Below are 24,954 nucleotides of genomic sequence, written 5' to 3' on the forward strand. Positions count from 1 at the left end.
TTATTACTTAATAACTTTGTGGATTTTCTGCAACATATTGGACGGCATCGGCAAATGCATCACATGCTGCCTTACAAGCGGATTGACTTCCTGTTAGCAATGCACCACCGAAGTTGGTCTCCGAGGGTGGACCGTAGAATGTCGCCAGCTTAACATCGGCTGCTTTCAAGGCAGCATCAAGGGCATACATTGCTTCTAAAGGAGGTGCAATCAGGTAGGCAATAGCTTCTGCATCCTCTAAATTTGCCATCTTGGACAAATATGTTCCTGGTCGAGAAACACAATGAGCAAAGTAAGCGATAGAATCATCATCATTAGCACTGACAAAATGAGCTCCATTATGAATGAAGTCGACCGCTGTATGTAAGCCACTTCGAATTTCTGCTGGATTTGGACCAGCCAATATTCCTATTACTTCTCCCGCCAGCTTCGAATTGGCATTGGCAGCTCCTGCATACATTGATTTGGCATATACGACATCAACGGCTGCCTCCTTTGTCGCTTCATCCAAAGCAGTATAGGTTACATCGTCGCTGTCAGCCGTTATAATCCCTAAGCTTTTTTGGTTCGGTTGTAGCTGAAATGCTTTTACCATATCGGGAGCCACATTTGGGATGATTTTTACACTCAACACATTCGCCCGAAGTGCATCATTCTTCATTCAAAATTCCCTCCTAAGGACAATGGGGAGTTTATAGTTTTAAATCGATTCCGCTCGCTTTTTTCTCCAGCATGGTCTTAATCAGCTCTGCAATATGGGCACCTGCTTCTACAGGAGGTGTTCCGCCCTTATGGATATTGGAGATAACTGTGCGGCGTGCTTCTGGCATATTAATCGTCGCCTTGTAGGCGATATAAGCACTCATCGACTCTGCTGTGACCAGACCTGGACGCTCACCAATTAATACACAGGTTACGTCTGCTCCAAGTATCTCGGAGATTTGATCCATAGCACCAACACGGCCTAATTTTACAAAAAACGGTGTTCCTACCTGAATTTTATACCCCTCTAATCCTTGTATGATCGCTGGCAAAATATCCTTTGCATTCGCTTCTACCGCAGCAGAGCTTAGCCCATCAGACACATAGATTTGAACTTGGGGCTGCTTCTGACAGTTTTCCTTAATCTTTTGCAAGCCCTCTTCAGATATTTTTCGTCCCAAATCCGGTCTGGTTAAATATTCATCCTTATCCTTACAAAGAGTCTGTACGCTAAAGAGATTCATCTCTTGTAAGAACTGCTCATTTACATGTGAAAACACAGCGTCCTGTGCCGCAGCATGGTCCGCCCGAAAGCGAAGCGTGGTTTCTGTCTTATACCGGGGACCTGCACGCCAAATTCCCAGACGGGCGGGGGTGCGTTCTTTCATTTTTAAATAGCCTTTTGCATCTACTGGATCAGGCACTAACAATTGGCTTTTTAGATCAATTTTCGTAATATCATCAATAGCTCCATCGGAAGGCATCTGCGGTTGGACAACCCATCCACCACCGACATTAGATTCAGGTCGAGGCTTGGCGGATTTAATTTCAATTTTTCCCTCCGTTCTCACTGCCCCTTCATTGGAGGTTAATTCCAATAAAACCTGTTCTACTACTTTTCTGATGTCATTTTCTTGAAGCATGCTCTAGCCTCCATTCCTTACGCTAGGAAAACAGATGCATCCCCAGCACGTTTTGTTAGCTTACCATTCTCGATGAATCCCATTTTTTCCATCCATTTTTCAAACTCAGATATTGGCCTTAAATGAAGTAGTTCACGAAGAGTTGCTGTTTCATGATAACCAGTTGTTTGATAGTTCAGCATCACATCGTCTCCATGGGGAATACCCATGAAATAGTTACAGCCAGCCGTGGATAAAAGAACCGCCAAATTCTCGATATCGTTTTGATCCGCTTTCATATGGTTCGTATAGCAAGCATCACAGCCCATGGAAATACCGGTTAATTTCCCCATGAAATGATCTTCCAAACCTGCGCGAATGACCTGCTTACTGTTGTACAGATACTCAGGTCCAATGAATCCCACTACGGTATTTACCAGAAACGGGTCGTACTTCTTAGCAAAACCATAGCAACGTGCTTCCAGCGTTACCTGATCCACACCATGATGAGCCTCAGAAGATAGCTCAGAGCCTTGTCCTGTCTCAAAATACATGACATTTGGCCCGGTTGCCGTTCCGTCTCTGTGTGCCAATTGACGTGCCTCTTCAATCATGTCCCCTGAAATTCCGAAGGCTTCATTTCCTTTTTGAGTACCAGCAATACTTTGGAAAATAAGGTCGGCTGGAGCTCCCTTACGGATTGCCTCCATCTGGGTAGTCACATGAGCTAACACACAGTTTTGCGTAGGAATTGACCATCTTTGCTTGAAATCCTCAAATCTCTTCAATACCCGACTTACGCTTTCAACGGAATCATCTACGGGATTTAATCCAATAACAGCATCACCAATGCCAAAGGTAAGCCCCTCCATTAAGGAAGCTGTAATTCCGTCTGGATCATCTGTGGGATGGTTGGGCTGCAATCGAGCTGACAGAGTACCCTCATAGCCAATTGTTGTATTACAGTGGGCTTGAATACGGATTTTTTTTGCTCCATAAATAAGGTCCAAATTCGACATAAGCTTCGTGACCGCGGCAACCATTTCACTGGTTAGCCCCCTGCTAATTCTTTTAATATTTTCCTCTGTTGTATTTTCATCAAGAATCCATTCACGTAGCTCAGAGACTGTCCAGTTCTTTATTTCGTTATAAATTTTTTCGTTGACTTCATCTTGAATGATCCGTGTCACTTCATCTTCTTCATAAGGAATAGCTGGATTATTCCGCAGATCAGCCATTGTAAATTCACTCAGCACAATTTTAGCTGCTACCCTCTCTTCTGAGTTTTCCGCCGCGAGGCTAGCCAATTTATCTCCTGATTTTTCTTCGTTTGCTTTTGCCATGACGTCCATCACATTTTTAAATTGATATGCATTTCCGAAAAGGGTTGTTTTAAGTTTCAACGCCGTCACCTCATAACTGTTAGGAATGAAATACTAGAGTTTTAATGATTACAGGTAATACACGGCCGTTTGCCAGTGGTTTTCCTATATCGATGTAATCGCCGTTTTCTAAGCGGATGCTATCAATGCATACAACCTCTTTCGAAAATTGCAGTTGCCTATGCATCGTCTGACCTAACACTTTGGCAAAATCCATTTCAACAATGACCACCAAGGGCAACTCTGCTTTTATTAACGCCTCCATACCACCGATTAAAGCTTTTGCAAGCTCCTGAATTTCTGTAAAGCTTGGGCTTTTTTTCCCACGAATAGCAATGGCAACAGGCTGCCATTCGTTTTCTAATATGAACCAACGTAATTTTTCCTGTAGGACATTTTGTAAATGAGCAAAGCCTTGTGATTCATCCTCTTCTGTTAGCTTTAAAATAGGCAGATTTTTCATAGGAAAGTTTTTCTCTGTGTATGTAATCGTGCTCCCACTTATCTCGGTTGTATGCGTCCCTGCTCCAACGACAGTTGCCCGAATCGTCTCTGCGGCTTGCACCAATTTCAGTTTTTCGCAAAGAGATGATTGGCGAATCGCTTGTCCTAGCAAAATTCCTATATCCCCGTAAGCTAGTACATCATCAGCTTGCGGATGATAGACATAATCTGCCACTCCGCCAGAGAAAGAAATGTATTGCGGGTGAATCCGATCATCAATTCCATGATGGGTTACAATGGTTGAATAAAATGGGGTACGCTGTGTCAAATTGACGGACTGCTCCAGCAGGCTCACCATTTCCATTACTACTTTTCGCAACTGTTCGATATTAGCTATATCCCCCTCTTTTACCTGTAAATTCCTCTCGTTGATAAGCTGCTTGATTTTATCAGCAATGTAGGTAATTTTACGTGTAGAGGGTTCGATTTTTATGAGCCTGCCTCCAATATCCAAACATCCTGTATTCACCAATTCCCCGTCGTTAAATACAGCTAAATTGGTTGTGCCACCACCAATATCTAAATTGACAACACTAGCCCCCTTCTCTTCTGATACCTTGTCTATTCCAGCTCCCTTTGCCGAAATAATGGATTCAAGATCAGGGCCGGCCGTTGCCACAACAAAATCTCCGGCAAAACCACTCAAACTCTGCAATACATCCCTTGCATTTTGCTTTCGAGCAGTCTCGCCAGTGATAATGACAGCACCTGTTTGCACGTCACTAGGCCGAACATGTGCTTGTTGATACTCTTTTTCTACAATCCTGCGAACCGCGTCACTATCAATCTCGGTCTGGGAAAGTAACGGAGTAAAATGAATGTCGCTTCGATAGATAATCTCTTTATCCACGATCGTAATGCGCGGAACTCCAAAAGCAGATGCTGTATTTTCGATGCCAATCTTGCTAAATACGAGTTGTGTGGTTGATGTACCAATGTCTATTCCGACACTAAGCACTTCCTCTTTCATTCTGTTACCACCTCAAGTGTTTCCTGCGAGCAATTCCTTGATTTTCTCAAGACCTTGTTTTTCATAGCTACTCACATGAAAAATTTGTTGTGCTCCTGCTTCACGTAAAAACTGTTCGGCACGCTCCAGCTCTTCCTTTTGATTACACCGATCTACTTTAGTAACAATCCCAATCACTGGTTTAGCAAAGGCGCTAGCAAATTGAACGGGGAACAAACTAGCTTGATCCGTGCAAGCTTGTACGAATCCAATCAAATCACACTCTGCTGAGGTTACGATAAGTGCACGGTAATAATTACGGTTCTCAATATACTCACCAGGCGTATCAATAATATTTTCTACAGTTTCAATCATCTGTGTTTTATGGTAGCTGAGTTTTGTATTCATAAGAGCTTGTGTCAGAGTTGTTTTTCCACAGCCCGTTCTACCCACTAGCATTATGATTTTTCCCATAGCTATGACCTCGTTATCGATGTAGCTGAAAAATGTAAGACTTCAGAGAGCATTTTCAGAACTTCTCGTAGCGCAGATTCCACACTTGAGATATCACCGGTAATGACAAGTGAACCACTGAATCTATCTACGAAACCAATGGAAACATCCGCAGATTTGGTGGCAACATCTGCTGCAATGATGGAAGCCTCGCTTGGCGTGATCGTTAGGATTCCAATCGCTTTGATATTTTCAGAGAGAAGACCCAGCTTTTTATATAGATCGGGATTGGGATTTGCAATCAAGTGGGCTAGAGTCACCTGCTTTCCTGGAACATATTCTTGAATGACACGTTGTTTCTCTTCCATATGCTTCATCACCACACTTCATAGTTATTATGATTGTTAGCGAGACAAAGTATGCTTTAAGTCAAACATGTGTTTATGAAAAAATGGTTAAAATAAATCAAGCTGATAAAAGACAAAATAACACTATGTCTGCTTATTAAAGGAGAAAGCTATGAAATCGGAACCCTATCTTGTGATAGATATAGGATGAGTTGAAAGGAGACAGATATGAACCATTTTCAAATAAAAACGAGCATTCATTTCGGGACAGATGCTTTATCTAGTCTTCAGCGTATAGAGAATAAACGTATTTTCGTGGTAACCGATCCCTTCATGATTAAGTCCGGGATGATTGATAAGGTTAAGCTTCAGCTAGAGGAAAAAAACGAACATATCACCATTTTTCATAATATCGTGCCAGATCCTCCCCTCGAAAACATCGTGAATGGTATACAGGTCATGAGTGCAGCCGATCCTGATGTCGTGATCGCTTTAGGTGGCGGATCAGCAATTGATGCAGCAAAAGCAATTTGTCTGTTTAACAATCGCCTGCATCAAAAAGAAGCGATTACAAAAGAGGTAACATTCATCGCCATCCCAACTACGAGTGGGACTGGTTCTGAGGTAACGAGTTTTTCGGTTGTTACAGATCGGACTAAAAATGTAAAATACCCGCTCGTTTCTGATGAAATGCTCCCAACTGAGGCAATCCTTGACCCGGAGCTCGTAAAAACTGTCCCTCCATTTATAACAGCTGATACCGGAATCGATGTGCTAACGCATGCTCTGGAAGCCTACGTATCTACGCTTGCCTCAGACTTTACGGACGCCTTCTCGGAGAAAGCCATACGACTTGTGTTTGCCTATTTAGAAAAATCATTTCGAAATGGGGAAGATCATCTTTCACGTGAGAAAATGCATAATGCCTCATGTATAGCCGGACTTGCCTTTAATACAGCCTCACTGGGCATTAGCCACAGTATGGCGCATATTATTGGAGCCAAGTTTCATATTCCTCATGGGAGGAGCAATGGCATCGTGTTGCCGTACGTTATCGAATACAATGCTCACATTAAAGGGTATACAGATCGAAGTTTCAGCATAGCGGCCAGTAAATATGCGGAAATCGCTAAGCTTTTGAATTTGCCCGCCTCTGATACACGAAACGGAGTAAAAAATCTGATTATCTCAGTGAAAAAGCTTCGAAAGGATTTAGGAATGCCCGCGTCTCTAAAAGAAGCAGGAGTAAAAAAAGAGGAGTTTTATCAGGAGCTGGATAGTTTAGCCGAGATAGCTATGAAGGATAAATGTACAATTACAAATCCGCGTTCCCCTAGCATTGGGGATCTAAAGAATCTTTTTGAACAGGCTTTTTTAGGAAATTAGGTATCAATATTAATTTTGCTATTGACAATTTCAAATTGTACCAGTATCATTCACTATAACAATTAAGTCCTCGTTAGGTGAGGCTCCTATACAAACATAGGCCACTGCCCAGAAATATCGAAAGATGCCCATGGGTAGAACAGGAACTGTCGGATTAAGGCTTTTCTTAAGGTGGCTAAGAGATTGTGTTACTCTCTTTACGTTGTATAGTGCCAAAACTCGACTAGGGGGAGCGAAAATGCTTTTTTGGCTATGCATATTTCCAACCCTCTAGTTATTTCTAGAGGGTTTTTCATTTTGTAAAGGGGGGATTCCACATGGAAGGCAGTCCTAGTAATCAATGTAAACAGCTATATCAATCATCTGTAACAAGAGAGAAGCATATTTTCTATGCCCTTACATGTTTGCTATGCTCTTTTTTTCGCCCTCCTTTACCAACTACGTGGGTGTATTTAAGTATGTGTACATGACATGCGAGTGCATAGAAAAATAGTGCAGCTAGCTCTCTCTTTTACAGGGAGAGTTTTTTTGTGTCTATTTTTCACACTCGGGAGGTACTACCATGAAACAACGTAAACACATTACAAAAGCATCGTTGAACCACGACATTTCTTCTCGTCTCCTTGACGCATCTACCTCGAATATCGATAACCTTATGGAAGCCTTGGCTACATCTATGACAGGATTATCAGAATCTGAGGTCAATAAGAGATTAAATCAATACGGTCAAAATCAAATTGCCCAAGAAAAACAGGCAGCCTGGTACATCCAGCTCCTGTTATGCTTCAAGAATCCATTTATTCTAATATTACTCGGGCTAGATATATTCTCTTATTTTTCAAATGATCTAGAAGCATCCATCATCATTAGTACGATGGTTTCCATTAGCGTACTTATCACTTTTACCCAGGAGTTCCGTTCCAGACGGACAGCAGAAAAACTAAAAGCGATGGTCAAAACCACCGCAACTGTAACTCGCCAATCCATAAAACAAGAGATCGACATGGAGAAGCTAGTACCAGGAGACATCATTCATCTATCAGCTGGTGATCTTGTTCCAGCAGACGTCCGAATCCTTCATTCGAAAAATCTGATTGTTAGTGAATCGGCTCTCACTGGAGAAGCTTTCCCCGTTGAAAAACAAGCTACGGTTGAACCATCTCTTCACGCATTAGAGTGTTCCAATCTTTGTTATATGGGAACAAATGTGATAAGCGGAGCCGCCACTGCCCTAGTGATATCAACCGGTTCTTCTACTTACTTCGGCTCCATGGCAAAGACATTGGTCGATAAGCGTCCAATGACAAGCTTTGATAAAGGAGTCAACAGTATCACCTTTGTCCTGATTCGCTTTATGCTGATTATGGTCCCTATTATTTTCTTCATTAACGGCTTTACAAAAGGGGATTGGTTGGAAGCCTTTTTCTTTGGATTATCCATCGCTGTTGGCTTAACACCAGAAATGCTTCCGGTTATTGTGACGGCTAATCTAGCCAAAGGTGCAATTAGCATGGCACGCAAAAAGGTAGTCGTAAAGAAACTCAATGCGATTCAGAATTTAGGAGCTATGGATATTCTATGCACCGATAAAACTGGAACACTTACACAAGATAAAATCGTTGTAGAAAAACACGTAGATATTCACGGTAATGATGATGAGAATGTATTGAAATATGCTTATTTGAACAGTTACCATCAAACAGGGTTAAAAAGCTTACTCGATGCTGCCGTCGTAGAACATGCAATCCATAGTGATGTTACGGGGATCGAGGAAAAGTATCAAAAAATAGATGAAATCCCCTTCGACTTTCATCGTCGTCGCATGTCAGTGGTATTAAAAAACAACGAAGAACGTATTCTCATCTGCAAAGGAGCTGTAGAAGAAGTTCTGGATCATTGCTCTCAAGTATCTAGTAACGGACAGCTCATGCCCCTCACATCACAAGTAGCGGATAACATAAAAAAAACGGTGCATGATTTAAACACAGATGGTCTACGTGTCATCGCCGTAACCATCAAGTCTTGTGATTCTCGGGATCATGTGTATAGCATGGAGGACGAAAGTGAATTAATTCTGGTTGGATTCCTCGGATTTTTAGATCCACCAAAGGAAAGTGCCGCAAGCGCCATCCAAAAGCTACATGCTAGCGGGGTCAATGTTAAAGTCCTTACAGGAGATAATGCAGTGGTTGCTCGTAAGGTTTGCACAGACTTAGGCCTGCAGGTTGATCAGGTAATTGTGGGGAGCCAAATTGATGATGTAACGGATGAAATGTTAGCTGATTTAGCCGAAAAGACAACCGTGTTTGCCAAGCTGAATCCGTTACAGAAGGCAAGAATCGTTCGTGTGCTACAATCCAAAGGGCATACGGTAGGGTTTATGGGGGATGGAATCAATGATGCTGCATCCTTGCGCGAGGCAGATGTGGGAATTTCTGTAGATTCAGCAGTCGATATTGCAAAGGAATCAGCAGACATCATTTTGTTAGAAAAGAGCTTGTTGGTATTAGAAGATGGAATACTGGAAGGACGTAGAACGTTCGGAAACATTATTAAATATATCAAAATGACAGCTAGCTCCAATTTTGGAAATGTCTTTAGCGTATTAGGCTCAAGTGCATTTCTCCCCTTCCTTCCGATGTTACCCATTCATTTATTAATTCAGAATTTATTTTACGATATTTCACAGCTATCCATTCCTTGGGACAATATGGACAAAAAGTTTTTGCAGACTCCAAGAAAATGGGATGCGAAATCGGTAGGGCGTTTCATGCTTTTCATTGGCCCTATTAGCTCAATCTTCGACTATGCTACTTATTTCGTCATGTATTATGTATTTGCAGCCAATACCATTGCCGATCAATCTTTATTCCAATCCGGCTGGTTTATCGAAGGCTTATTGTCGCAGACGCTTATTGTGCATATGATTCGTACAGAAAAAATACCATTTATTCAAAGTCGAGCTAGTTTACCCGTTTTACTTTTAACTAGTATCGTGATGATAGCAGGTATCTATATTCCATTCTCTACTTTTGGAGCAAGTGTTGGATTACAGCCGTTACCACTTGAATATTTCCCTTGGCTGGTAGGCATCTTACTTTGCTATGCACTTCTCACCCATCTCATAAAAAAATGGTACATTCGTACTTTTAATGAATGGCTATAAGGTAAGTAAATCATTCTGGCAAAGCTACTTACTTCGCTTTGGGTCCACAGCTACCTGTCATCTGGACCCAAAGCAGATAACCTACCTAGTACGTAAATTATTTACGAATATCATTCATTTGAGGAGCTTCTGGTCATTCATCTATTATGTTAGCAGTAAACGAACGTTTGATGAAAGACAAGCTACACCGGTGCTCCTCTTATGATTTCTTTCTCACTGCCAGAACCACAAACAACCAACCTAACAAAAAGCAGACACCACCGATTGGAGTGATAGCACCTAGCATTTTGACTCCTGTTACACATAAGAGATACAAGGAGCCTGAGAAAATGAGAATCCCAGCCAATAAAAAAGTACCAGCCCATTTCAGCATAACAGTTTCCCCTACTTGCTTCCCTAACAGCCCAACGAATAACAAGCCTAGGGCATGATACATTTGGTAACGTACTCCTGTTTCAAAAGTGGCTAAGCTTTTGGCATCTAGCATCTTTTCAAGTACATGAGCACCAAAAGCTCCCAAGGCTACACCTAACAATGCGAGTATAGCGCCCGCTGTTACGTAACGTTTTAGCATAATGTCCCCCTTACTTTTCTCTAACACTTCTCATTTTTTGTCAGAAAGCATGCATGATCCTATCATAGCATCTCTTCTTGTATGGAAAAAACAGAAGGGACCCATAATCCATGGAGAAAGCGTGACGAAAAAAAACTGATTTTGGTCAGCTCTCTTGTTTTATGCATCATGTAGTGCATCTCGACATTCGTAAAAGCACCAGTACATCCATTTTACATAGAAAGCGTTTTTTCTGTATACGTAAGGATTAAAAAGTTGATTGTACACAAAAAAGCTGATCAGCAAGTGACACCGATCAGCTTTTTTCCTGATGTCTATTCTTCGCGAATGACTAATAGTACACCAATAAAAATTAATATCGTACCTATCCAAAAAGAGAAACCAATCTGTTCACCTAGTAATAACCACCCTAAAAAAGAACCGACGATTGGCTGGAAAAAGAAAAATAAACCGCCACTTGAAGCATTAAGCAGCTGCAGTCCACGATTCCACAGCAAAAAGGCACATGCAGTCGAGATAAGCCCCAAGTATAAAAGCCCGCCCCAAATAGTTGGATGCGTCATGGTTTGAAAATCGAGCTTAGCTAATCGACCAATCGTAAAAGGGGTTAGAACAACAATCGCAACAAGAATGGCATAGCTCGTTACGACAATTTGTGAATATTGCTCCGGTACACGTTTAATCAGAACAGACATAAGTGACCACGTCAGTGCAGCAATAAGTAGCGATAAGCCCCCAAGCTGGTGAGACGAATCAATATGTCCATTTCCAACAATAATACAAACTCCAATCGTTGCTAAAAAAATAGAGATTGCCTTTTTATATGTAATTTTTTCTTTTAAAAAAATACGCGCAAATAGCACCATAAATGCAGGTGTGGTTGAAGTGATAATGGCCCCTGTTTGTGCAGTAGAAAGCATCGTACCAACTTCCTGAGTCACGATTGAGAGGGTATTTCCAATAAGGCCAATGATGATAATTAATGGCCAGTCTCGTTTTTCAATCCGCCATGATTGTTTTGTTATAACACCGATCATTAGCAATGCACACATGGCAATTACATAGCGAAACCATACTAATTCAAGTGGTGGCACGAGGTCTACCACTGCTTTTACAACAACATACATCCCGCCCCAAATGCTAGCAGCGAGTGATAAATATAAAGAGCCTAATAATTTTTTCATGTTGTACCCTCCGTTTTAGATGGACAATTCTGTCCTTAACGGAGATGGAATTATTCTACCGTTAAGGAAGAATAACTACAGGTACATCATTTTCAAATAATGGTGACCACATCATCAGCTAACAACTCCCTTTCAAAGCGTTTAGCTTATCGTACAATACTTTTGTTGCGGATGGAATCCGTAATTCTCAGTAATCCTCTTCATTTGAGGTATTCCTTTTGCTACGATTGATGTAGTCCTCTTTCAGTAACCCATATATTTCCAAATCTACTACACCTTTACCAGACCATAAAAAAGCTTGTCTTACTAACCCTTCTTTTATAAATCCATTTTTTACGATAACTTTCTTTGAAATCTGATTTGCAGGCATGATCTCTGCTTGGATTCTATTAACATCAACCTCTTCAAATAAAAATCTTACTAATTCCGCAACAGATTCAGTTGCAATACCTTTTCCCCAGTATTCCTCTGCCAAAAAATAACCAATCGAAACCATATTCACTTTTTGATTAAAATCCATACATTCCATAATTCCAACCAGCTTACTCGCTTCACTTTTTTGGAAAATCCCCCATTTAATTCTGCTTTTCTTATGATAATCCCTATCAAAATGGTCAATCATTTTCCTTACAGTTTGTAAATTATGCTTAGGAATAATCCCACAATACGTAAACACTTTATCATTGTCGTAGATTGTAAAGACCTCTTGTAAATGCTCCTGTTCTATTTTTTTCAATATGAAATGATCAGACTCCAATACTGGAAAATCCCCAAAAATCTTTCCAAAATTCATTTTATTCTTCTCTCCCTAGATTTCTATTTGATTGGTATATATATTTTCATTTTCATTTCATTAGGATATATGGAGTTCAAGACATCTGTAATCTCAAAATCCGGCCCATCTCCTCTCTCATATTTGGAGTTAAGTAACCATGTACCATAAATGTATCTTCTCGTATTTTGGACTAATTCAGTGGTTCCATTGACTTTGAATTTAGCATATTTACCCTCCGGAATTTCAAGATTCACGAAACCCTTTTCTAATGTTGTATACATCTCCTTCACTTCTTCACCAATAATAAAAGAAAAATGACCTTCATCATGAAAATTTGTCGATATACCAAATGACATAATAGGTGAACTTCTTCTAGGTATCTTATGATAATATCTGTTTTTTCCAAAATCCGTATAGAATGTAGGAATTTCCTTAAAATATTGTTCATGATTTAAACTCGTTTTGTACTCATAACCAATAATATGTTTCTTATTTAAAACAACAATTTCAGGTTTATTCATAATTAGATCACCTATCATCTTATTTTTGTAATCCAAAAAGTTAATTTTTTTTTGTTGTTTTATAATGGTTCCCCCTCTTCGATAGTTAGCTGGGGTCAATCCAAAATGATTTACAAATGCTCGGGTAAATGCTTCCTGGGAACCATATTGAAAAAATAACGCTATTTCCAATATGTTCTTTCGTGTTTCCTTCAGTAATACAGCCGCTTCTGAAAGTCTTCTGCTTCTTATATACTCCTGTACAGAAAAACCTGTAATGGCTTGAAAAATTCGTTGGAAATGAAACGCTGAAAAACAAGATTTCGAGGAAATTTCAGTAATTTTTACTTCCTCTTGTAGATTTTTTTCGATGAATTCAATTGAATCTTGTATTCTTTCGAAGTAATCCATTCGTCAACACCTCTTGAATATTAATCATACACTTCCTGTAAAAAATATTTTTGATAACTTGTGCTATCTTTCAAGGTAAGGTGATTCATTTTTTATGTAAAATAAAATGGACCCTCTAGGGCTTCTGAACTATGGCTAACCTTCTCGAATCCTTTGACGAGAAAATGGAGGTTTTGACGAAAAAAGCCCCCGCCACTTTATTGGCAGGGGCCTACACTAAACGTAGCTTCTACACGTATCCAAAAAAATCTCATCATAAAAAAGATACATGATTGGATCAACTATTTAAATTAGAAGGATAAGAAGTAGTGTGTATCGTATTATTGTCGGACAATAATCCAGGAGCCTGCTTGTGAACCGTCTGTACGTACTAATACATATTTATTAACAAGCATATACTTTGCATATTCTAATGAAGTTTTAAATGGATTATTAATTTCATTTGTCTCCGTTTGTTCAGTCATTTGTACTGTTGTATGACTTTCTGAGACTTTTAAGGAATTTGTTATAGATGTTTTTATAGCTGAGGTTAGACCTAAAATATTAAATCCAGCGTCTGAACCAATTGTTGTACCAAATGTCTTTACCATCGAAGATTGATCTGTTCTAGTCATCCCATTTTAACTCATCTGTATTTTCTTTGATTGCATGGATTTGTAAAAAGATAGGTACATGTTTTTCATTTACCTGACAAGCTTATAACGGGTAGGTTCATACTATTTATTAGCGGTTTTTTAGTGAATTCGAAATGCTAATTTATTTTTCGAAATTTTCTTATCATTCTAGCCGTTGAATGGTTAGAAAAGCCCCTTCTATACCGTTTCCTAAAAAACTAACGGCGACATTATCCCCCATTACCTGAAGGGTAATTTTATCTCCTTTGATTAAGTTTTCCTGAGTTTCAGCCCCAAACGTATTTGTCTGTTTTCCTCCACTTTTAGAGGTATTAATTTCAACTGTATTATTTCTTACTAATCGGGTAATAAGAGTAAAAGAACCGGATGTGGTGATATTATATCTGAGAATATAACGTCCATCTTCTGGAACGATGAAGGCTCTGTTCGCATCTTCAACTGTGAAACTATCCAATTTTTGATTGTCTGGCAGAGGGAGATTTATTCCTTCTGGTGGTACAACAATAATAAAGGGATTAGTAGGGGGTGTTAAAGTGGCAGTCATCGTGTTGATGTTTAGATTTGGACCTATTGCTCCTGTTGGACCTGATGCTCCTGTTTGCCCCATTGATCCGGTAATTCCTGTCGCCCCTGTTGGTCCTGTCGCTCCCGTTGGACCAGGAGGACTAAAAATTCCTAATTGTGTTAAACCTGTCCATCCTGTGTCCCCTACGTCTCCAGTAGAGCCAGTTGCCCCTGTTGCCCCTGTTTCTCCGGTAGAGCCTGTTACCCCTGTTGTCCCAGTTGCTCCAGTAAGTCCCGTTGCCCCTGTTGTCCCAGTTGCTCCAGTAAGTCCCGTTGCCCCCGTTGTTCCAGTTAATCCGGTAGAGCCAGTTGCCCCCGTTGTTCCAGTTGATCCGGTAGGTCCCGTTGCTCCTGTTTTTCCCCGTATAAATGTACAACAAAATGTAGACGATGAAGAGGATAAATGACATGAACGCTTCATGTGTTTTGGATTTTTTTTAGCAAACTCATCGAGATCAGTATGTTTAATTTCATCCCATATTCTTTTTATATCGTGTAATTCTTTCACGATCTACACCTCACTTTTTATCTCAAGATATTCTACACATCGGAAATACTCTTGTACAAAAAGAACCCTACCTTAAAATGGTTGTTTATACAGTAAATAGTACAAATTACCTGCAAATAAAAGAAATCTTCTTTTACAGAATTATGCACTATCTCATATATAACTAAGACTAAGTAGTTTGCTGTTTTTGTTCCACTGTTAATCACTGATTCCTCTTTTCAAATAATCGTTTATAGAAGAAAAATCGTTTCCACATTTCTTAGGAGACGATTTTTCTTCATTTCATCCTTGTTTTAGCTCATGTTGCCAATCGTGTCATTTATCAAGCTCGTAATTGATAGATTTTTGAGATTTCCAATATCTCAAGCTCTTTAGCATGTTCACTCGAAGCATATAACGTGATCTGCTAAACTAGCATCTAAAATTTTTGATTATTCCAGACGTTGAATGGTTAGAAAAGCCCCTTGTATACCGTTTCCAGCGAAATTAAGAATAACATTTTCTCCCATTACCTGAAGAGAAATCTTATCTCCTTTTATTAAGTTTTCCTGAGTTTCTGCAGCAAACTTATCAGTTAATTTCCCCCCACTTTTAGAGGCGTTAATTTCAACTGTGTTATTTCTTACTAATCTGGTAATAAGAGTAAAAGAATCGATTGAGGTGATGCTATATCTGAGTGTATAACGTCCATCTTCTGGAACTATGAAAGCTCTGTTCTCATCCACAGCGATAAAACCATCTAACTTTTGATTGTTAGGCAAAGGAAGATTTATCCCTTCCGGCGGTACAAAGATAACAAAAGGACTAGTCGGGGGTGTTAAAGTAGCAGTCATGGAATTGGCACTTATATTTGTCCCTGTTGCTCCGGTCTCTCCTGTCGCACCAGTAGGTCCCGTTGCTCCTGTTTCTCCTGTGGCTCCTGTAGGCCCAGTTTCCCCCATTGGCCCTGTATTTCCTGTGGCTCCAGTAGGTCCCGTTGCTCCTGTTTCTCCGGTAGGTCCTGTTTCTCCGGTAGGTCCTGTGGCTCCTGTGGCTCCGGTAAGTCCCGTTGCTCCTGCGGCTCCAGTAGGTCCCGTTGCTCCTGTTACCCCGGTAAGTCCCGTTGCTCCTGTGGCTCCTGTGGGTCCCGTTGTACCTGTGGCTCCGGTAGCCCCCGTTGCTCCTGTTCCTCCAGTGGGTCCCGTTGCTCCTGTTTTTCCACGTATAAATGTCCAACAAAATGTAGACGATGAAGAAGACATACCACATGAACTCTTCATGTATATTGGATTTTTCCTACTAAACTCTTCAAGATCGGTATTTACAACTTCGTCCCATATTCTTTTTATATCGTGTAGTTCTTTCACTATTCACACCTCGCTTTTACTACCAAGATATTCAATGCCTAAGGAATTTTCTTGTACAAACAGTACCTCGTCTTAAAAATTGGCACTTTTCTAAAAAATACTTCTTTATCAGGTTTCTCTAACGTAAGACGTACTGTTTAAGACTTTCTACATTAACAACATCTTCTACAGTCATCCATCAAAAATCCCCATCGTTTCTATCTTGATTCATTTAATTTATGTAACAGTGCTTTCAAACTTATCTACCCATCTTATCTTCTAGCGGATCCTATCATGCCTTTACTCTCTTTTGTCTCTTTCTATCGGACAATTGAAAGGCATAATCATACTGTAGAGAGTCAGATAATCTTTGACAAAATTCAGCTAGCTCATCCTCATCAATAATAGGTTTCTCGATCGTTTCTAATCTTCATGAAGCTACTGGAACCTCCTTGATCTAGGCAAAATAAATTTTGTTAGTCCCTAGTCATTTTTTTAAAAATAATCATTGTGGCAAGAGATATATGATAGAAAAGTAGTGATCCACCTATATAAACAATATAAGCTTTATAGCAACATATTTTTTGTAGAATATCCCCTTTAGTTAATCCGAAGAAAATCAAGGCTATGGAAATACCTGCTAACGAATATAATCCAAGATGTACAAAATAAAGCTTACTTTTATTCGATATTCCCATTCTATTTGTAATAAAATCGATTAAGATCGTGCATGGAATTCCAATAAGCAAAAATATTGGAATGGAATACATTAGATAGATAATCAATAAAGTCACAAAAGGAAAATAATAGGTATTTGGCTTGCGTGCTATCATTGGGGTATATTCTGCTACTGCAACAACTAGACAAAAAAGCATTGCTGTAACGACCCCAGCAAAGATTCTATGTAGCATTGCCCTTCCCCCCTTTTTATTAGCCTACTAATAGTTCCTATTCATTAGTTTTACTATGGTGAAAAAACTGTGGTTGAAGGGCTCCCAGTCTTTCAGTCTTCAAGATTCAAGATTTCAAGCTCTGATGCTCCTCAAATTGTCGCGAAAGTCTATGCTACCTTTTTTCATTTTTATGTAACTAGTAAACAAAATTTATAAGCCCAAATTATATTTTTTAAAAAATCCTGCAACGCAACAAAATAAACTTACTTTTATGATTTTTCAATGACTTTGTGAAAGCTAGTTTTTTTTAAAAGCACTTCAGCTCAAAAAATAAGTCTCCTTTGTCTAGTTTCATGTATACTAAGTATAGAATATACCGAAAATACTAACATTTAATCAGGAGGGTACATATGCAACATTTCATCTGCACTACCTGCGGAGTTCAATATTCTAAAAGCAAGGAAGCCCCGCTTTTTTGCCGTATTTGTAAGGAGGAAAGACAATTTGTGAATCCTCTTGGGCAGGCATGGACAACTCTCGGGGAGCTCCAGCAAAATGCAGACTATACGAATGAAATTGTAAAAAAAGAAGACGGATTATTCAGTATTACAACAAAGCCAAAGTTTGCTATAGGACAGAATGCGTATCTCTTACAAAGTCATGGGTTCCAGCTTTTATGGGACTGTATTACCTATTTGGATCAATCAACCATTGAGCAAATCCAAGGTCTAGGTGGTATCCAAGCAATTGCTCTTTCCCATCCACATTATTACTCTACTCAGGTAGAATGGGCTGAAGCCTTTAACGTACCCGTCTATGTGCATGAAGATGATAGAGAATGGATCACTCGTCCTAGTGAACATATCGTGTATTGGTCAGGAGAATCTCATAGCATAACGGATCAATTGACTATTCATCGCTTAGGCGGACATTTTAAAGGCGGGTCTGTCTTACACTGGAAGGATGGGAATAACGGAAAAGGTGTTCTTTTAACAGGAGACATCATTCAAGTAGTAGCAGACAATTCTTGGGTGAGCTTTATGTATAGCTATCCGAATTTAATTCCATTACCAGCTAAAAAAGTAAGAGAAATAGCCGATAAAGTACAGGGTTTACCATTTAATCGTTTATATAACGCGTTTCATGGAATCGTTTCCGAAAATGCTAATGAATCCGTACAAAAGTCTGCAAAACGCTATATCAAGGCTTTAGAAGGAAGCTTATTTGAAACCTGATACATCCATATAAAAATGCAATACAAGCAAGACTGTTGGGATTGCCAGCCTTGCTTGTTTGTTTTTTTGACAAAATAGAGGAACCTAAAGCTCTCACATTAGACCTAGCTTATTTTTTCCTAAAATACGCACTAAGGTTTTACTACAATTTCACTATCGTCCGTCCACGTATCTGCCCCTCTAAGATCTGTGAAAGCGTCTTAGGCAATTCCTCCAAGGTAATTTCCTTTACCATTTGATCTGTCAAATGCTTGGGTTTCATATCGGATGCTAGACGTTCCCATACCATTTTGCGTTGATTCATCGGGCAATAGACGGAATCGATTCCAAGTAGATTCACGCCACGTAAAATGAAGGGATATACACTTGTAGACACATCTGTTCCTCCCGTCAAGCCACTTAGAGCAACAGATCCCCCGTACTTCATGGTCGAAAGGAGATACTCTAATGTTTTCCCTCCAACAGGGTCTACTGCTCCAGCCCAAAGCTGCTGGCGCATTGGCTTGTCATCCACGGTAACAACCTCATTACGGTGTAAAATAGTAGTGGCGCCTAGTTCTTTTAGATAGGCATGCTCACTTTCTTTGCCTGTACTAGCCGTCACTTCATATCCATTTTTCGCTAAAATATCAACTGCAACACTGCCTACACCACCTGTAGAACCAGTCACCAGAACAGGTCCCTGCTCTTTCGACAAACCATTCTCCTCTAGTCGAATAATAGATAAGGCCGCTGTAAAGCCAGCAGTCCCCAAAATCATTGCTTCCTTCATTGTTAAACCATCGGGTAGGGGCACAACCCATTTAGCCGGAACTCTAGCTATCTCACTAAATCCCCCAGGATGAGATACACCTATTTCGTAGCTTGTAGCGATTACCTGATCACCTACTTGATATCGTTCATCCGTCGAGGCGATTACTATGCCCGCCAAATCAATTCCTGGAACCATTGGATATTTGCGAATGATCCGATTCGGAAGTGTTGCCATGCCATCCTTGAAATTAACACTGGAATAGGCAACACGAATCGTCACTTCTCCCTCTGGTAAATCAGCTATAGACCGTTCTTGTATCTGCATGTTCGATTGACCATTTACAACATCCAGCACAAGTGCGCGATAGATATCCTGCATGAAATCCACTCCTTCCCTGATTGCTTTCCCTATGAAGTATAAATTGAATTACCTTTTATGAAAAGAAAACATCTAGCAAACTTTTATGTATCAATTCATTTTTTCTAGTCTTCCCAATAAGAGTATGAGCAATTTTCAAAGCAAAAAGGACTCTACCTAAATAAAGGATAGAGTCCTTTGATTTTTATGCGATGGGTTCCATCTGTTCTACTGGCTGATGTGCCTTTCCATTACCTTTAATGCGATCCACGATAATTGCAATGGCTCCATCTCCTGTTACGTTACAGGCTGTCCCAAAACTATCTTGTGCAATATAAAGGGCAATCATTAATGATGTCAGTGATGGACTAAATCCAAGCATTAATTGCAATAAACCAATTGCTGACATTACGGCTCCACCTGGTACTCCTGGGGCGGCCACCATGGTAATGCCCAGCATGAGGATAAATGGAAACATAATCCCAAAAGTAGTAGGCATACCATTTAGCATCATTACAGCCATGGAACAGCTAACCAGCGTAATCGTACTTCCGGATAGATGAATTGTTGCACATAGGGGAACTACAAAATCTGCAATCTGATCGCTTACTCTATTTTTCTTCACTTGACGTAAGGTTACAGGTATTGTAGCTGCTGAAGATTGTGTTCCAATCGCTGTCATGTAGACAGGAAGCATATTCTTCATTAAAGAAATATAGCTTTTACGTCCCAATTGTCCAGCGATAAAATACTGCACGAAAAGATACAAAATATGCAAAGCAATAATAATGATAAAGACTTTAAAGAATACAGATATTATCAGTTGTACTTGTCCAGCATATGTGAGATTGGTAAACACACACATGATATGCACAGGCAATAAAGGTACGATTACAGATGAGATTACTTTTTCAACAATTGTTCTGAGATCAACCATTACGTTTTGGAGAGAATCTCCCTTGAGGGAAGCAGCCCCCAATCCCAAGGTAAAAGCAAGAACAAGCGCGCTCATAACGCCCATGATTGGCGGGATTTCAATCGTAAAATAAGCCTTAGTTAACGCTTCCTCTGGATTTTTGAAAGCACTGGTTAATGTCCCAACTTCTAAAATATGCGGGAAAAAGTTGGTGCTTACAAAATAGGCGGCCAAGCCTGCTACAATCGTAGAACCATATGCGATTGCTGTCGTTAATCCTAAAAGCTTTCCAGCACCCTTTCCAAGCTCCCCAATACCAGGAGCAATAAATCCGATAATAATTAATGGAATAATAAAGTTAAGAAAATTACTAAAAATACCGCTAAATGTTGCAAATCCTTTGATGATCCATTCAGGCGAGGTAGAGCCAATAATTACCCCTAAAATGATACCTAGAATGATTTTGGGTAAAAGACCTAATTTCTTCATCATTTCACTTCCTTATGTTTCTTGGTGTTGAAGTGTACACGTCAGGCGTACACTATTCCGCCAGGTATGGATTACTGCTAACGTACCACAGCAGCTTTGTTTTGTCATCCGCAATTTTTATAAAGTAATTCTTGTGAATTTTCAGTCGTTTATCAAAAAACCTTGTTAATAAGCCTTTTTTAACCGTAACACAAAAACACTTACACATTCTTCACACAAAAAAGATGCCTTTTTTAATAAAAATAAATTTTTGTAAGGGCTTTCATCAGCTTATGGAACGTATGTTTGTTTTTCTCAGGTGGATATTTGTCAATTTTAGAAGAATCACTGAACCACCGTTTTTCTGTTCTACTCTTGATAATTGCAGGCAATTCCCTTTTTCTTCCTTTCCTATTTCCCGTTGGGCTGATAGTAAAAAAAGGCGGTTGGATTCCGCCTCTTTTACTTTTCCTTCCTATTACTTCCCTATCTTTATTTCTGTTTCTCTTGCTCTCTGAGATTTTCTCCTATTCCCTTTAGCATATGTATGCCAAAAGAAATCGCACGATTGATATCAGGGTCTTGTAGTGCTTTGAATAGATCAAACATACCCATTTTATTCTCTTTAGCACTGGCTTCTTCTGCTTTTTGCAGACCATGTGTAAGACTTGAGACCAACTTTTTGGTCATCTCTGGCTCTATTTGGCCTAACGCTTCTGTTAATGCCATGACGTTATTAATGGATTTCGTTACATTTGGCTTTACCAACTGCTTAACAGCAATGCCAGCCATCTTTTCCTTGCTTTGAACCATAGATTGGACAGTTTCTAGGACACCCGCTTGGTGTAGCTCATCCAACAGTTTCACGGATTGACGAATACTTTGCGCATGCATGGCGATCTCTTCTTTTAATTGAGTAAGATGCAGCTGCTGGTGCTCCTCATTTGTGATAGTTGGTTTCGCTATTTTTGTAATGGGTCTGGCCATTATTGCTTCCCTCCTGCTACATTCACATCGGCGATAGGCTCATAATCAGCCCGTGCCCACTTGCGGTCTACCTGAACACCTAGCTGTGGGTTTCGTTTGGCATTACGTGGATTATTTTTTGGCAATGGATTTTGGCCGCTATGTTCAAGTACTTCCAAACGTACCTTGGTTTGTTTATAAGCTGGTGTTTGCGTACGAATATCGCCTACATTACCTGTTAGGATATTAATAGCATTGTCGCTGCTGACGGAATTCATCGGGACATACAGCTCTTTTCCTTGTACACGATTCGTTACAACTGCTCGTAATTTGATAGCTCCATATGGTGATACTAGACGCACTAAGGAGCCGTCCTTGACCCCGCGTTCACAAGCAAGCTCAGGTGACACCTCCACAAATACTTCTGGTACTTTATATTGAATACCTTTTGACTTATTTGTCATGTTCCCTTCATGGAAATGCTCTAATAAACGCCCGTTATTAACCACTAGATCAAATTCCGCTGAATAAGAAATAGGTGGCACATATTCTACTAAGGACAGGCGTGCCTTACCATCAGGAAAATTAAATCGATTGATATAGAGTAACGGTTCATCTGTTCCATCAGGCAATACAGGCCAGATTAGACTGTTCCAATTTGCCAACCTTTCATAGCTAACCCCTGAGAAAAGCGGACTTAAGCTGGCAATTTCGTCCATAATATCACCGGGGTGAGTATATCTCCAATTAGCGCCAAGGTGGTTTGCAAGCTGTGTAATGATCCACCAATCTGGTTTGGATTCCTCCCATGTAGGCAATGCTTGATAGAGCCGTTGAATCCTTCTTTCTGTATTGGTGAATGTACCGTCCTTTTCTAAAGAAGGTGCTGCTGGCAAAATGACATCTGCAAATTGTGCCGTCCGTGTAAAGAAAATATCCTGTACGACAAAGAAATCAAGCTTACTTAAGGTCTCTTGTACATGATTCGAATTGGAATCAACCCAAGCCATATCCTCCCCAATCAGATACATTGCTTTTAATGTACCTGCTTCTACTGCCTCTAACATCTGAATGTTCGTATAACCCGGCTTATTAGAAATTTTGACATCATACGCTTTTTCAAATTTTTGACGCGCCTCATCATCAGAGATGGACTGATAACCCGGTAGCCAATTTGGCAATGAGCCCATATCACAAGCTCCTTGAACGTTATTATGTCCGCGCAGTGGATACGCACCTGCACCATGCCGGCCAAAATTTCCTGTGACTAATAAAAGATTGGCAATTGCTGCGGATGTATGAGAACCTCCTACGTTTTGGGTAACTCCCATACCCCACAGTACGCATGTACCATCTGCCTCACAAATCATTTTTGCTGTTTCTTTTAGTTGCTCTTGAGAAATACCCGTCACTTTTTCAGCATATTCGAGTGTATAGTTTTGGATGGCTTCCTTATACTCTTCTAGGTAATTGACGCGTTTTGCTAAGAAGTCAACATCATGCCAGCCCTGATCAATGATGTATTTGGCTACCGCTGTTAACCAGACAAAATCTGTCCCTTGATTCGGATGTAAATACAAATCCGAACGTTCTGCCATTTCATGCTTGCGCAAATCTGAAACAATTAGTTTTTGACCATGTAATTTCTTTGCACGCTTCACCCGCGTCGCCAAAACCGGATGACCTTCTGTTGGATTCGCTCCAACGATAATGACTAACCCGGCAGCAGCAATATCACTAATTACACCTGAATCACCGCCATAACCAACAGTTGACAATAGCCCATCTGTAGCTGGAGATTGGCAATAACGTGAACAGTTGTCTACATTATTTGTTTCAAAGACCTGTCGGGCCAATTTCTGTACCAAATAAGCTTCCTCATTGGTTGTTTTTGATGAGCTAACGAAACCGAAAGCGTCTCCTCCATACTTTTGCTTCATCTCTTTCCACTTAGACGCAATTAATGTAAGCGCTTCCTCCCAGGTAGCTGGAACAAACTCTTCTCCCCGTCGAATTAATGGTGTTGACAGCCGTTCATTGCTGTTGACGAAATCCCAACCGAACTTGCCTTTAATACAGGTCGAAATGCTATTGACTGGTGCTTCCTCAGATGGCTCAATTTTTAAAATTTGGCGTCCTTTCGTCCAAACCTCAAAGCTACAGCCTACCCCGCAAAATGTACATACCGTTTTCGTTTTTTTAGTTCGAGTTTCACGCATGGCTGCTTCTGCTTCAGAAATGGCCAATATTCCACTGTAACCAGGCTCTACTTCCTTGACCAATTCAATCATGGGATCAAGCAATTCCTTCCCCATCTTTGTCATGAAACCAGCTTCACCTAGCATAGTTTTTTCCATTAAAGCATTACATGGGCATACAGTGACGCAATGCCCACAGGAGACACAGGAGGATTCATTAATGGGTTTATCCTGATCCCAGATAACCCGCGGCATTTCTCGTTCCCAATCAATGGTTAGTGTCTCGTTGACTTGTAAATCCTGACATGCTTCTACACAACGCCCGCACAAGATACATTGATTCGGATCATATCGGTAGAAAGGATGAGACATATCTACCTCATAGCCCTTCTCTCTAAACGGTCGCTCCTGATGCTCCACTTCCATCAGATCTACCGTATTATGTACACGACAATTGCCATTATTATTATCACACACCGTACAGTACAGCATATGGTTTTCGAGGACACGATCCATCGCTTGTTTTTGCGCTTCCTTTGCCGGTGAAGATGCAGTCTGGATACTCATTCCTTCCTCCACAACAGTAGAGCAAGCTCGCATCAGTTGACCGTTAATTTCGCAGGTACAAGTATCGCATGTTTGAATTGGGCCTAAAATAGGTGAATAGCAAATATGAGGATGCTTGATGTCTTGCTCAAGCAGATAATCAAGAATTCTAGTTCCCTCTTTTGCTTGGTGTAACGTATCATTGATGGTAAATGAAATCATTTTGTTCAAGGGTTATTTCCTCCGTTTCCTTCTCCATCTGCTTCAAAAAATAAAAATAACCCACCACAAAACAACCAGCGCAAACGTAAAACGTTGCCCAAGCTGTTTTATGGTGGGTTAATACTTAGCAGT

At 40.2% G+C, this 24,954-nt stretch carries 21 protein-coding genes and 1 riboswitch; of the genes, 3 read left to right on the plus strand and 18 right to left on the minus strand.

Annotated features, from left to right (window positions below; translation table 11 throughout):
* Positions 1-7: 7 nt before the first annotated feature.
* From eutL to O0550_RS15615, 6 genes are all read right to left on the minus strand, one after another.
* Complete coding sequence (eutL, locus tag O0550_RS15590; protein WP_003336343.1) at positions 8-661, minus strand: ethanolamine utilization microcompartment protein EutL; 654 nt, start codon at positions 659-661, stop codon at positions 8-10.
* 31 nt (positions 662-692) lie between these two features.
* Positions 693-1,466, minus strand: coding sequence for an ethanolamine ammonia-lyase subunit EutC (gene eutC / locus O0550_RS15595; protein WP_233882831.1), 774 nt, complete (start codon positions 1,464-1,466; stop codon positions 693-695).
* Between the two features lie 176 nt (positions 1,467-1,642).
* Positions 1,643-3,007, minus strand: coding sequence for an ethanolamine ammonia-lyase subunit EutB (locus tag O0550_RS15600; RefSeq protein WP_258426771.1), 1,365 nt, complete (start codon positions 3,005-3,007; stop codon positions 1,643-1,645).
* Between the two features lie 19 nt (positions 3,008-3,026).
* Positions 3,027-4,460 carry an ethanolamine ammonia-lyase reactivating factor EutA gene (gene eutA, locus O0550_RS15605; protein WP_258426772.1) on the minus strand — a complete coding sequence of 478 codons (1,434 nt, stop codon included), beginning with the start codon at positions 4,458-4,460 and terminating at the stop codon, positions 3,027-3,029.
* Positions 4,461-4,472: 12 nt separating this feature from the next.
* On the minus strand, positions 4,473-4,913 hold the full coding sequence (locus tag O0550_RS15610; RefSeq protein WP_031415199.1) for a EutP/PduV family microcompartment system protein: 441 nt from the start codon (positions 4,911-4,913) through the stop codon (positions 4,473-4,475).
* Positions 4,914-4,915: 2 nt separating this feature from the next.
* Positions 4,916-5,269, minus strand: coding sequence for a BMC domain-containing protein (locus O0550_RS15615; RefSeq protein WP_003339475.1), 354 nt, complete (start codon positions 5,267-5,269; stop codon positions 4,916-4,918).
* A gap of 198 nt (positions 5,270-5,467) precedes the next feature.
* Here O0550_RS15615 and O0550_RS15620 point away from each other — a divergent pair, with 198 nt between their 5' ends.
* Both O0550_RS15620 and mgtA read left to right on the plus strand, forming a co-directional pair.
* Complete coding sequence (locus O0550_RS15620) at positions 5,468-6,625, plus strand: 1-propanol dehydrogenase PduQ (protein WP_258426773.1); 1,158 nt, start codon at positions 5,468-5,470, stop codon at positions 6,623-6,625.
* A 62-nt stretch (positions 6,626-6,687) separates the two neighbouring features.
* A riboswitch (M-box (ykoK) riboswitch) is annotated at positions 6,688-6,863 on the plus strand.
* Positions 6,864-7,187: 324 nt separating this feature from the next.
* Positions 7,188-9,791 carry a magnesium-translocating P-type ATPase gene (gene mgtA, locus O0550_RS15625; RefSeq protein WP_258426774.1) on the plus strand — a complete coding sequence of 868 codons (2,604 nt, stop codon included), beginning with the start codon at positions 7,188-7,190 and terminating at the stop codon, positions 9,789-9,791.
* A 199-nt stretch (positions 9,792-9,990) separates the two neighbouring features.
* Here the strand turns inward: mgtA and O0550_RS15630 are convergent, their stop codons facing one another.
* The 8 genes from O0550_RS15630 to O0550_RS15670 form a co-directional block, all read right to left on the minus strand.
* Positions 9,991-10,365 (minus strand): DUF423 domain-containing protein, encoded by a 375-nt coding sequence (locus O0550_RS15630; protein WP_258426775.1) that lies wholly within the window; start codon positions 10,363-10,365, stop codon positions 9,991-9,993.
* 314 nt (positions 10,366-10,679) lie between these two features.
* Positions 10,680-11,549 (minus strand): DMT family transporter, encoded by an 870-nt coding sequence (locus O0550_RS15635; RefSeq protein ID WP_022584764.1) that lies wholly within the window; start codon positions 11,547-11,549, stop codon positions 10,680-10,682.
* Positions 11,550-11,736: 187 nt separating this feature from the next.
* Positions 11,737-12,342: a GNAT family N-acetyltransferase gene (locus O0550_RS15640; RefSeq protein WP_258418711.1), complete on the minus strand. Its 606-nt coding sequence runs from the start codon at positions 12,340-12,342 to the stop codon at positions 11,737-11,739.
* A 23-nt stretch (positions 12,343-12,365) separates the two neighbouring features.
* Complete coding sequence (locus O0550_RS15645; protein WP_258426776.1) at positions 12,366-13,235, minus strand: AraC family transcriptional regulator; 870 nt, start codon at positions 13,233-13,235, stop codon at positions 12,366-12,368.
* Between the two features lie 320 nt (positions 13,236-13,555).
* Positions 13,556-13,849, minus strand: a complete 294-nt coding sequence (locus O0550_RS15650; RefSeq protein ID WP_258426777.1) for a hypothetical protein — start codon at positions 13,847-13,849, stop codon at positions 13,556-13,558.
* A gap of 163 nt (positions 13,850-14,012) precedes the next feature.
* Positions 14,013-14,942: a BclA C-terminal domain-containing protein gene (locus tag O0550_RS15655; RefSeq protein ID WP_309304389.1), complete on the minus strand. Its 930-nt coding sequence runs from the start codon at positions 14,940-14,942 to the stop codon at positions 14,013-14,015.
* Between the two features lie 431 nt (positions 14,943-15,373).
* Positions 15,374-16,183 (minus strand): BclA C-terminal domain-containing protein, encoded by an 810-nt coding sequence (locus O0550_RS15660; RefSeq protein ID WP_258426778.1) that lies wholly within the window; start codon positions 16,181-16,183, stop codon positions 15,374-15,376.
* Positions 16,184-16,743: 560 nt separating this feature from the next.
* Positions 16,744-17,178: a hypothetical protein gene (locus O0550_RS15670; RefSeq protein WP_096885867.1), complete on the minus strand. Its 435-nt coding sequence runs from the start codon at positions 17,176-17,178 to the stop codon at positions 16,744-16,746.
* A 392-nt stretch (positions 17,179-17,570) separates the two neighbouring features.
* On the opposite strand from O0550_RS15670, the gene O0550_RS15675 reads away from it, so the two are divergent.
* Positions 17,571-18,395 (plus strand): MBL fold metallo-hydrolase, encoded by an 825-nt coding sequence (locus O0550_RS15675; protein ID WP_258426779.1) that lies wholly within the window; start codon positions 17,571-17,573, stop codon positions 18,393-18,395.
* A gap of 142 nt (positions 18,396-18,537) precedes the next feature.
* On the opposite strand, the gene O0550_RS15680 is transcribed toward O0550_RS15675, so the two are convergent.
* From O0550_RS15680 to fdhF, 4 genes are all read right to left on the minus strand, one after another.
* Positions 18,538-19,527: an acrylyl-CoA reductase family protein gene (locus O0550_RS15680; RefSeq protein ID WP_276565027.1), complete on the minus strand. Its 990-nt coding sequence runs from the start codon at positions 19,525-19,527 to the stop codon at positions 18,538-18,540.
* A gap of 184 nt (positions 19,528-19,711) precedes the next feature.
* Positions 19,712-20,911 carry a dicarboxylate/amino acid:cation symporter gene (locus O0550_RS15685; protein WP_022584755.1) on the minus strand — a complete coding sequence of 400 codons (1,200 nt, stop codon included), beginning with the start codon at positions 20,909-20,911 and terminating at the stop codon, positions 19,712-19,714.
* 471 nt (positions 20,912-21,382) lie between these two features.
* On the minus strand, positions 21,383-21,877 hold the full coding sequence (locus O0550_RS15690) for a helical membrane plugin domain-containing protein (RefSeq protein ID WP_022584754.1): 495 nt from the start codon (positions 21,875-21,877) through the stop codon (positions 21,383-21,385).
* Positions 21,877-24,822, minus strand: coding sequence for a formate dehydrogenase subunit alpha (gene fdhF, locus O0550_RS15695; protein WP_258426812.1), 2,946 nt, complete (start codon positions 24,820-24,822; stop codon positions 21,877-21,879). The genes O0550_RS15690 and fdhF overlap by 1 nt, the downstream gene beginning before the upstream one ends.
* Positions 24,823-24,954 lie beyond the last annotated feature (132 nt).

The sequence above is a fragment of the Brevibacillus halotolerans genome, assembly GCF_026891775.1.
Classification (GTDB): Bacteria; Bacillota; Bacilli; order Brevibacillales; family Brevibacillaceae; genus Brevibacillus_B; species Brevibacillus_B halotolerans.

Bases quoted from the DNA above. Each gene is read 5' to 3' on its own strand.
- eutL (WP_003336343.1), bottom strand. From the start codon at position 661: ATGAAGAATGATGCACTTCGGGCGAATGTGTTGAGTGTAAAAATCATC.
- eutC (WP_233882831.1), bottom strand. From the start codon at position 1,466: ATGCCTTCCGATGGAGCTATTGATGATATTACGAAAATTGATCTAAAA.
- eutA (WP_258426772.1), bottom strand. From the start codon at position 4,460: ATGAAAGAGGAAGTGCTTAGTGTCGGAATAGACATTGGTACATCAACC.
- O0550_RS15610 (WP_031415199.1), bottom strand. From the start codon at position 4,913: ATGGGAAAAATCATAATGCTAGTGGGTAGAACGGGCTGTGGAAAAACA.
- O0550_RS15615 (WP_003339475.1), bottom strand. From the start codon at position 5,269: ATGAAGCATATGGAAGAGAAACAACGTGTCATTCAAGAATATGTTCCA.
- O0550_RS15620 (WP_258426773.1), top strand. From the start codon at position 5,468: ATGAACCATTTTCAAATAAAAACGAGCATTCATTTCGGGACAGATGCT.
- mgtA (WP_258426774.1), top strand. From the start codon at position 7,188: ATGAAACAACGTAAACACATTACAAAAGCATCGTTGAACCACGACATT.
- O0550_RS15630 (WP_258426775.1), bottom strand. From the start codon at position 10,365: ATGCTAAAACGTTACGTAACAGCGGGCGCTATACTCGCATTGTTAGGT.
- O0550_RS15635 (WP_022584764.1), bottom strand. From the start codon at position 11,549: ATGAAAAAATTATTAGGCTCTTTATATTTATCACTCGCTGCTAGCATT.
- O0550_RS15640 (WP_258418711.1), bottom strand. From the start codon at position 12,342: ATGAATTTTGGAAAGATTTTTGGGGATTTTCCAGTATTGGAGTCTGAT.
- O0550_RS15645 (WP_258426776.1), bottom strand. From the start codon at position 13,235: ATGGATTACTTCGAAAGAATACAAGATTCAATTGAATTCATCGAAAAA.
- O0550_RS15650 (WP_258426777.1), bottom strand. From the start codon at position 13,849: ATGACTAGAACAGATCAATCTTCGATGGTAAAGACATTTGGTACAACA.
- O0550_RS15660 (WP_258426778.1), bottom strand. From the start codon at position 16,183: ATGTCTTCTTCATCGTCTACATTTTGTTGGACATTTATACGTGGAAAA.
- O0550_RS15670 (WP_096885867.1), bottom strand. From the start codon at position 17,178: ATGCTACATAGAATCTTTGCTGGGGTCGTTACAGCAATGCTTTTTTGT.
- O0550_RS15675 (WP_258426779.1), top strand. From the start codon at position 17,571: ATGCAACATTTCATCTGCACTACCTGCGGAGTTCAATATTCTAAAAGC.
- O0550_RS15680 (WP_276565027.1), bottom strand. From the start codon at position 19,527: ATGCAGGATATCTATCGCGCACTTGTGCTGGATGTTGTAAATGGTCAA.
- O0550_RS15685 (WP_022584755.1), bottom strand. From the start codon at position 20,911: ATGAAGAAATTAGGTCTTTTACCCAAAATCATTCTAGGTATCATTTTA.
- O0550_RS15690 (WP_022584754.1), bottom strand. From the start codon at position 21,877: ATGGCCAGACCCATTACAAAAATAGCGAAACCAACTATCACAAATGAG.
- fdhF (WP_258426812.1), bottom strand. From the start codon at position 24,822: ATGATTTCATTTACCATCAATGATACGTTACACCAAGCAAAAGAGGGA.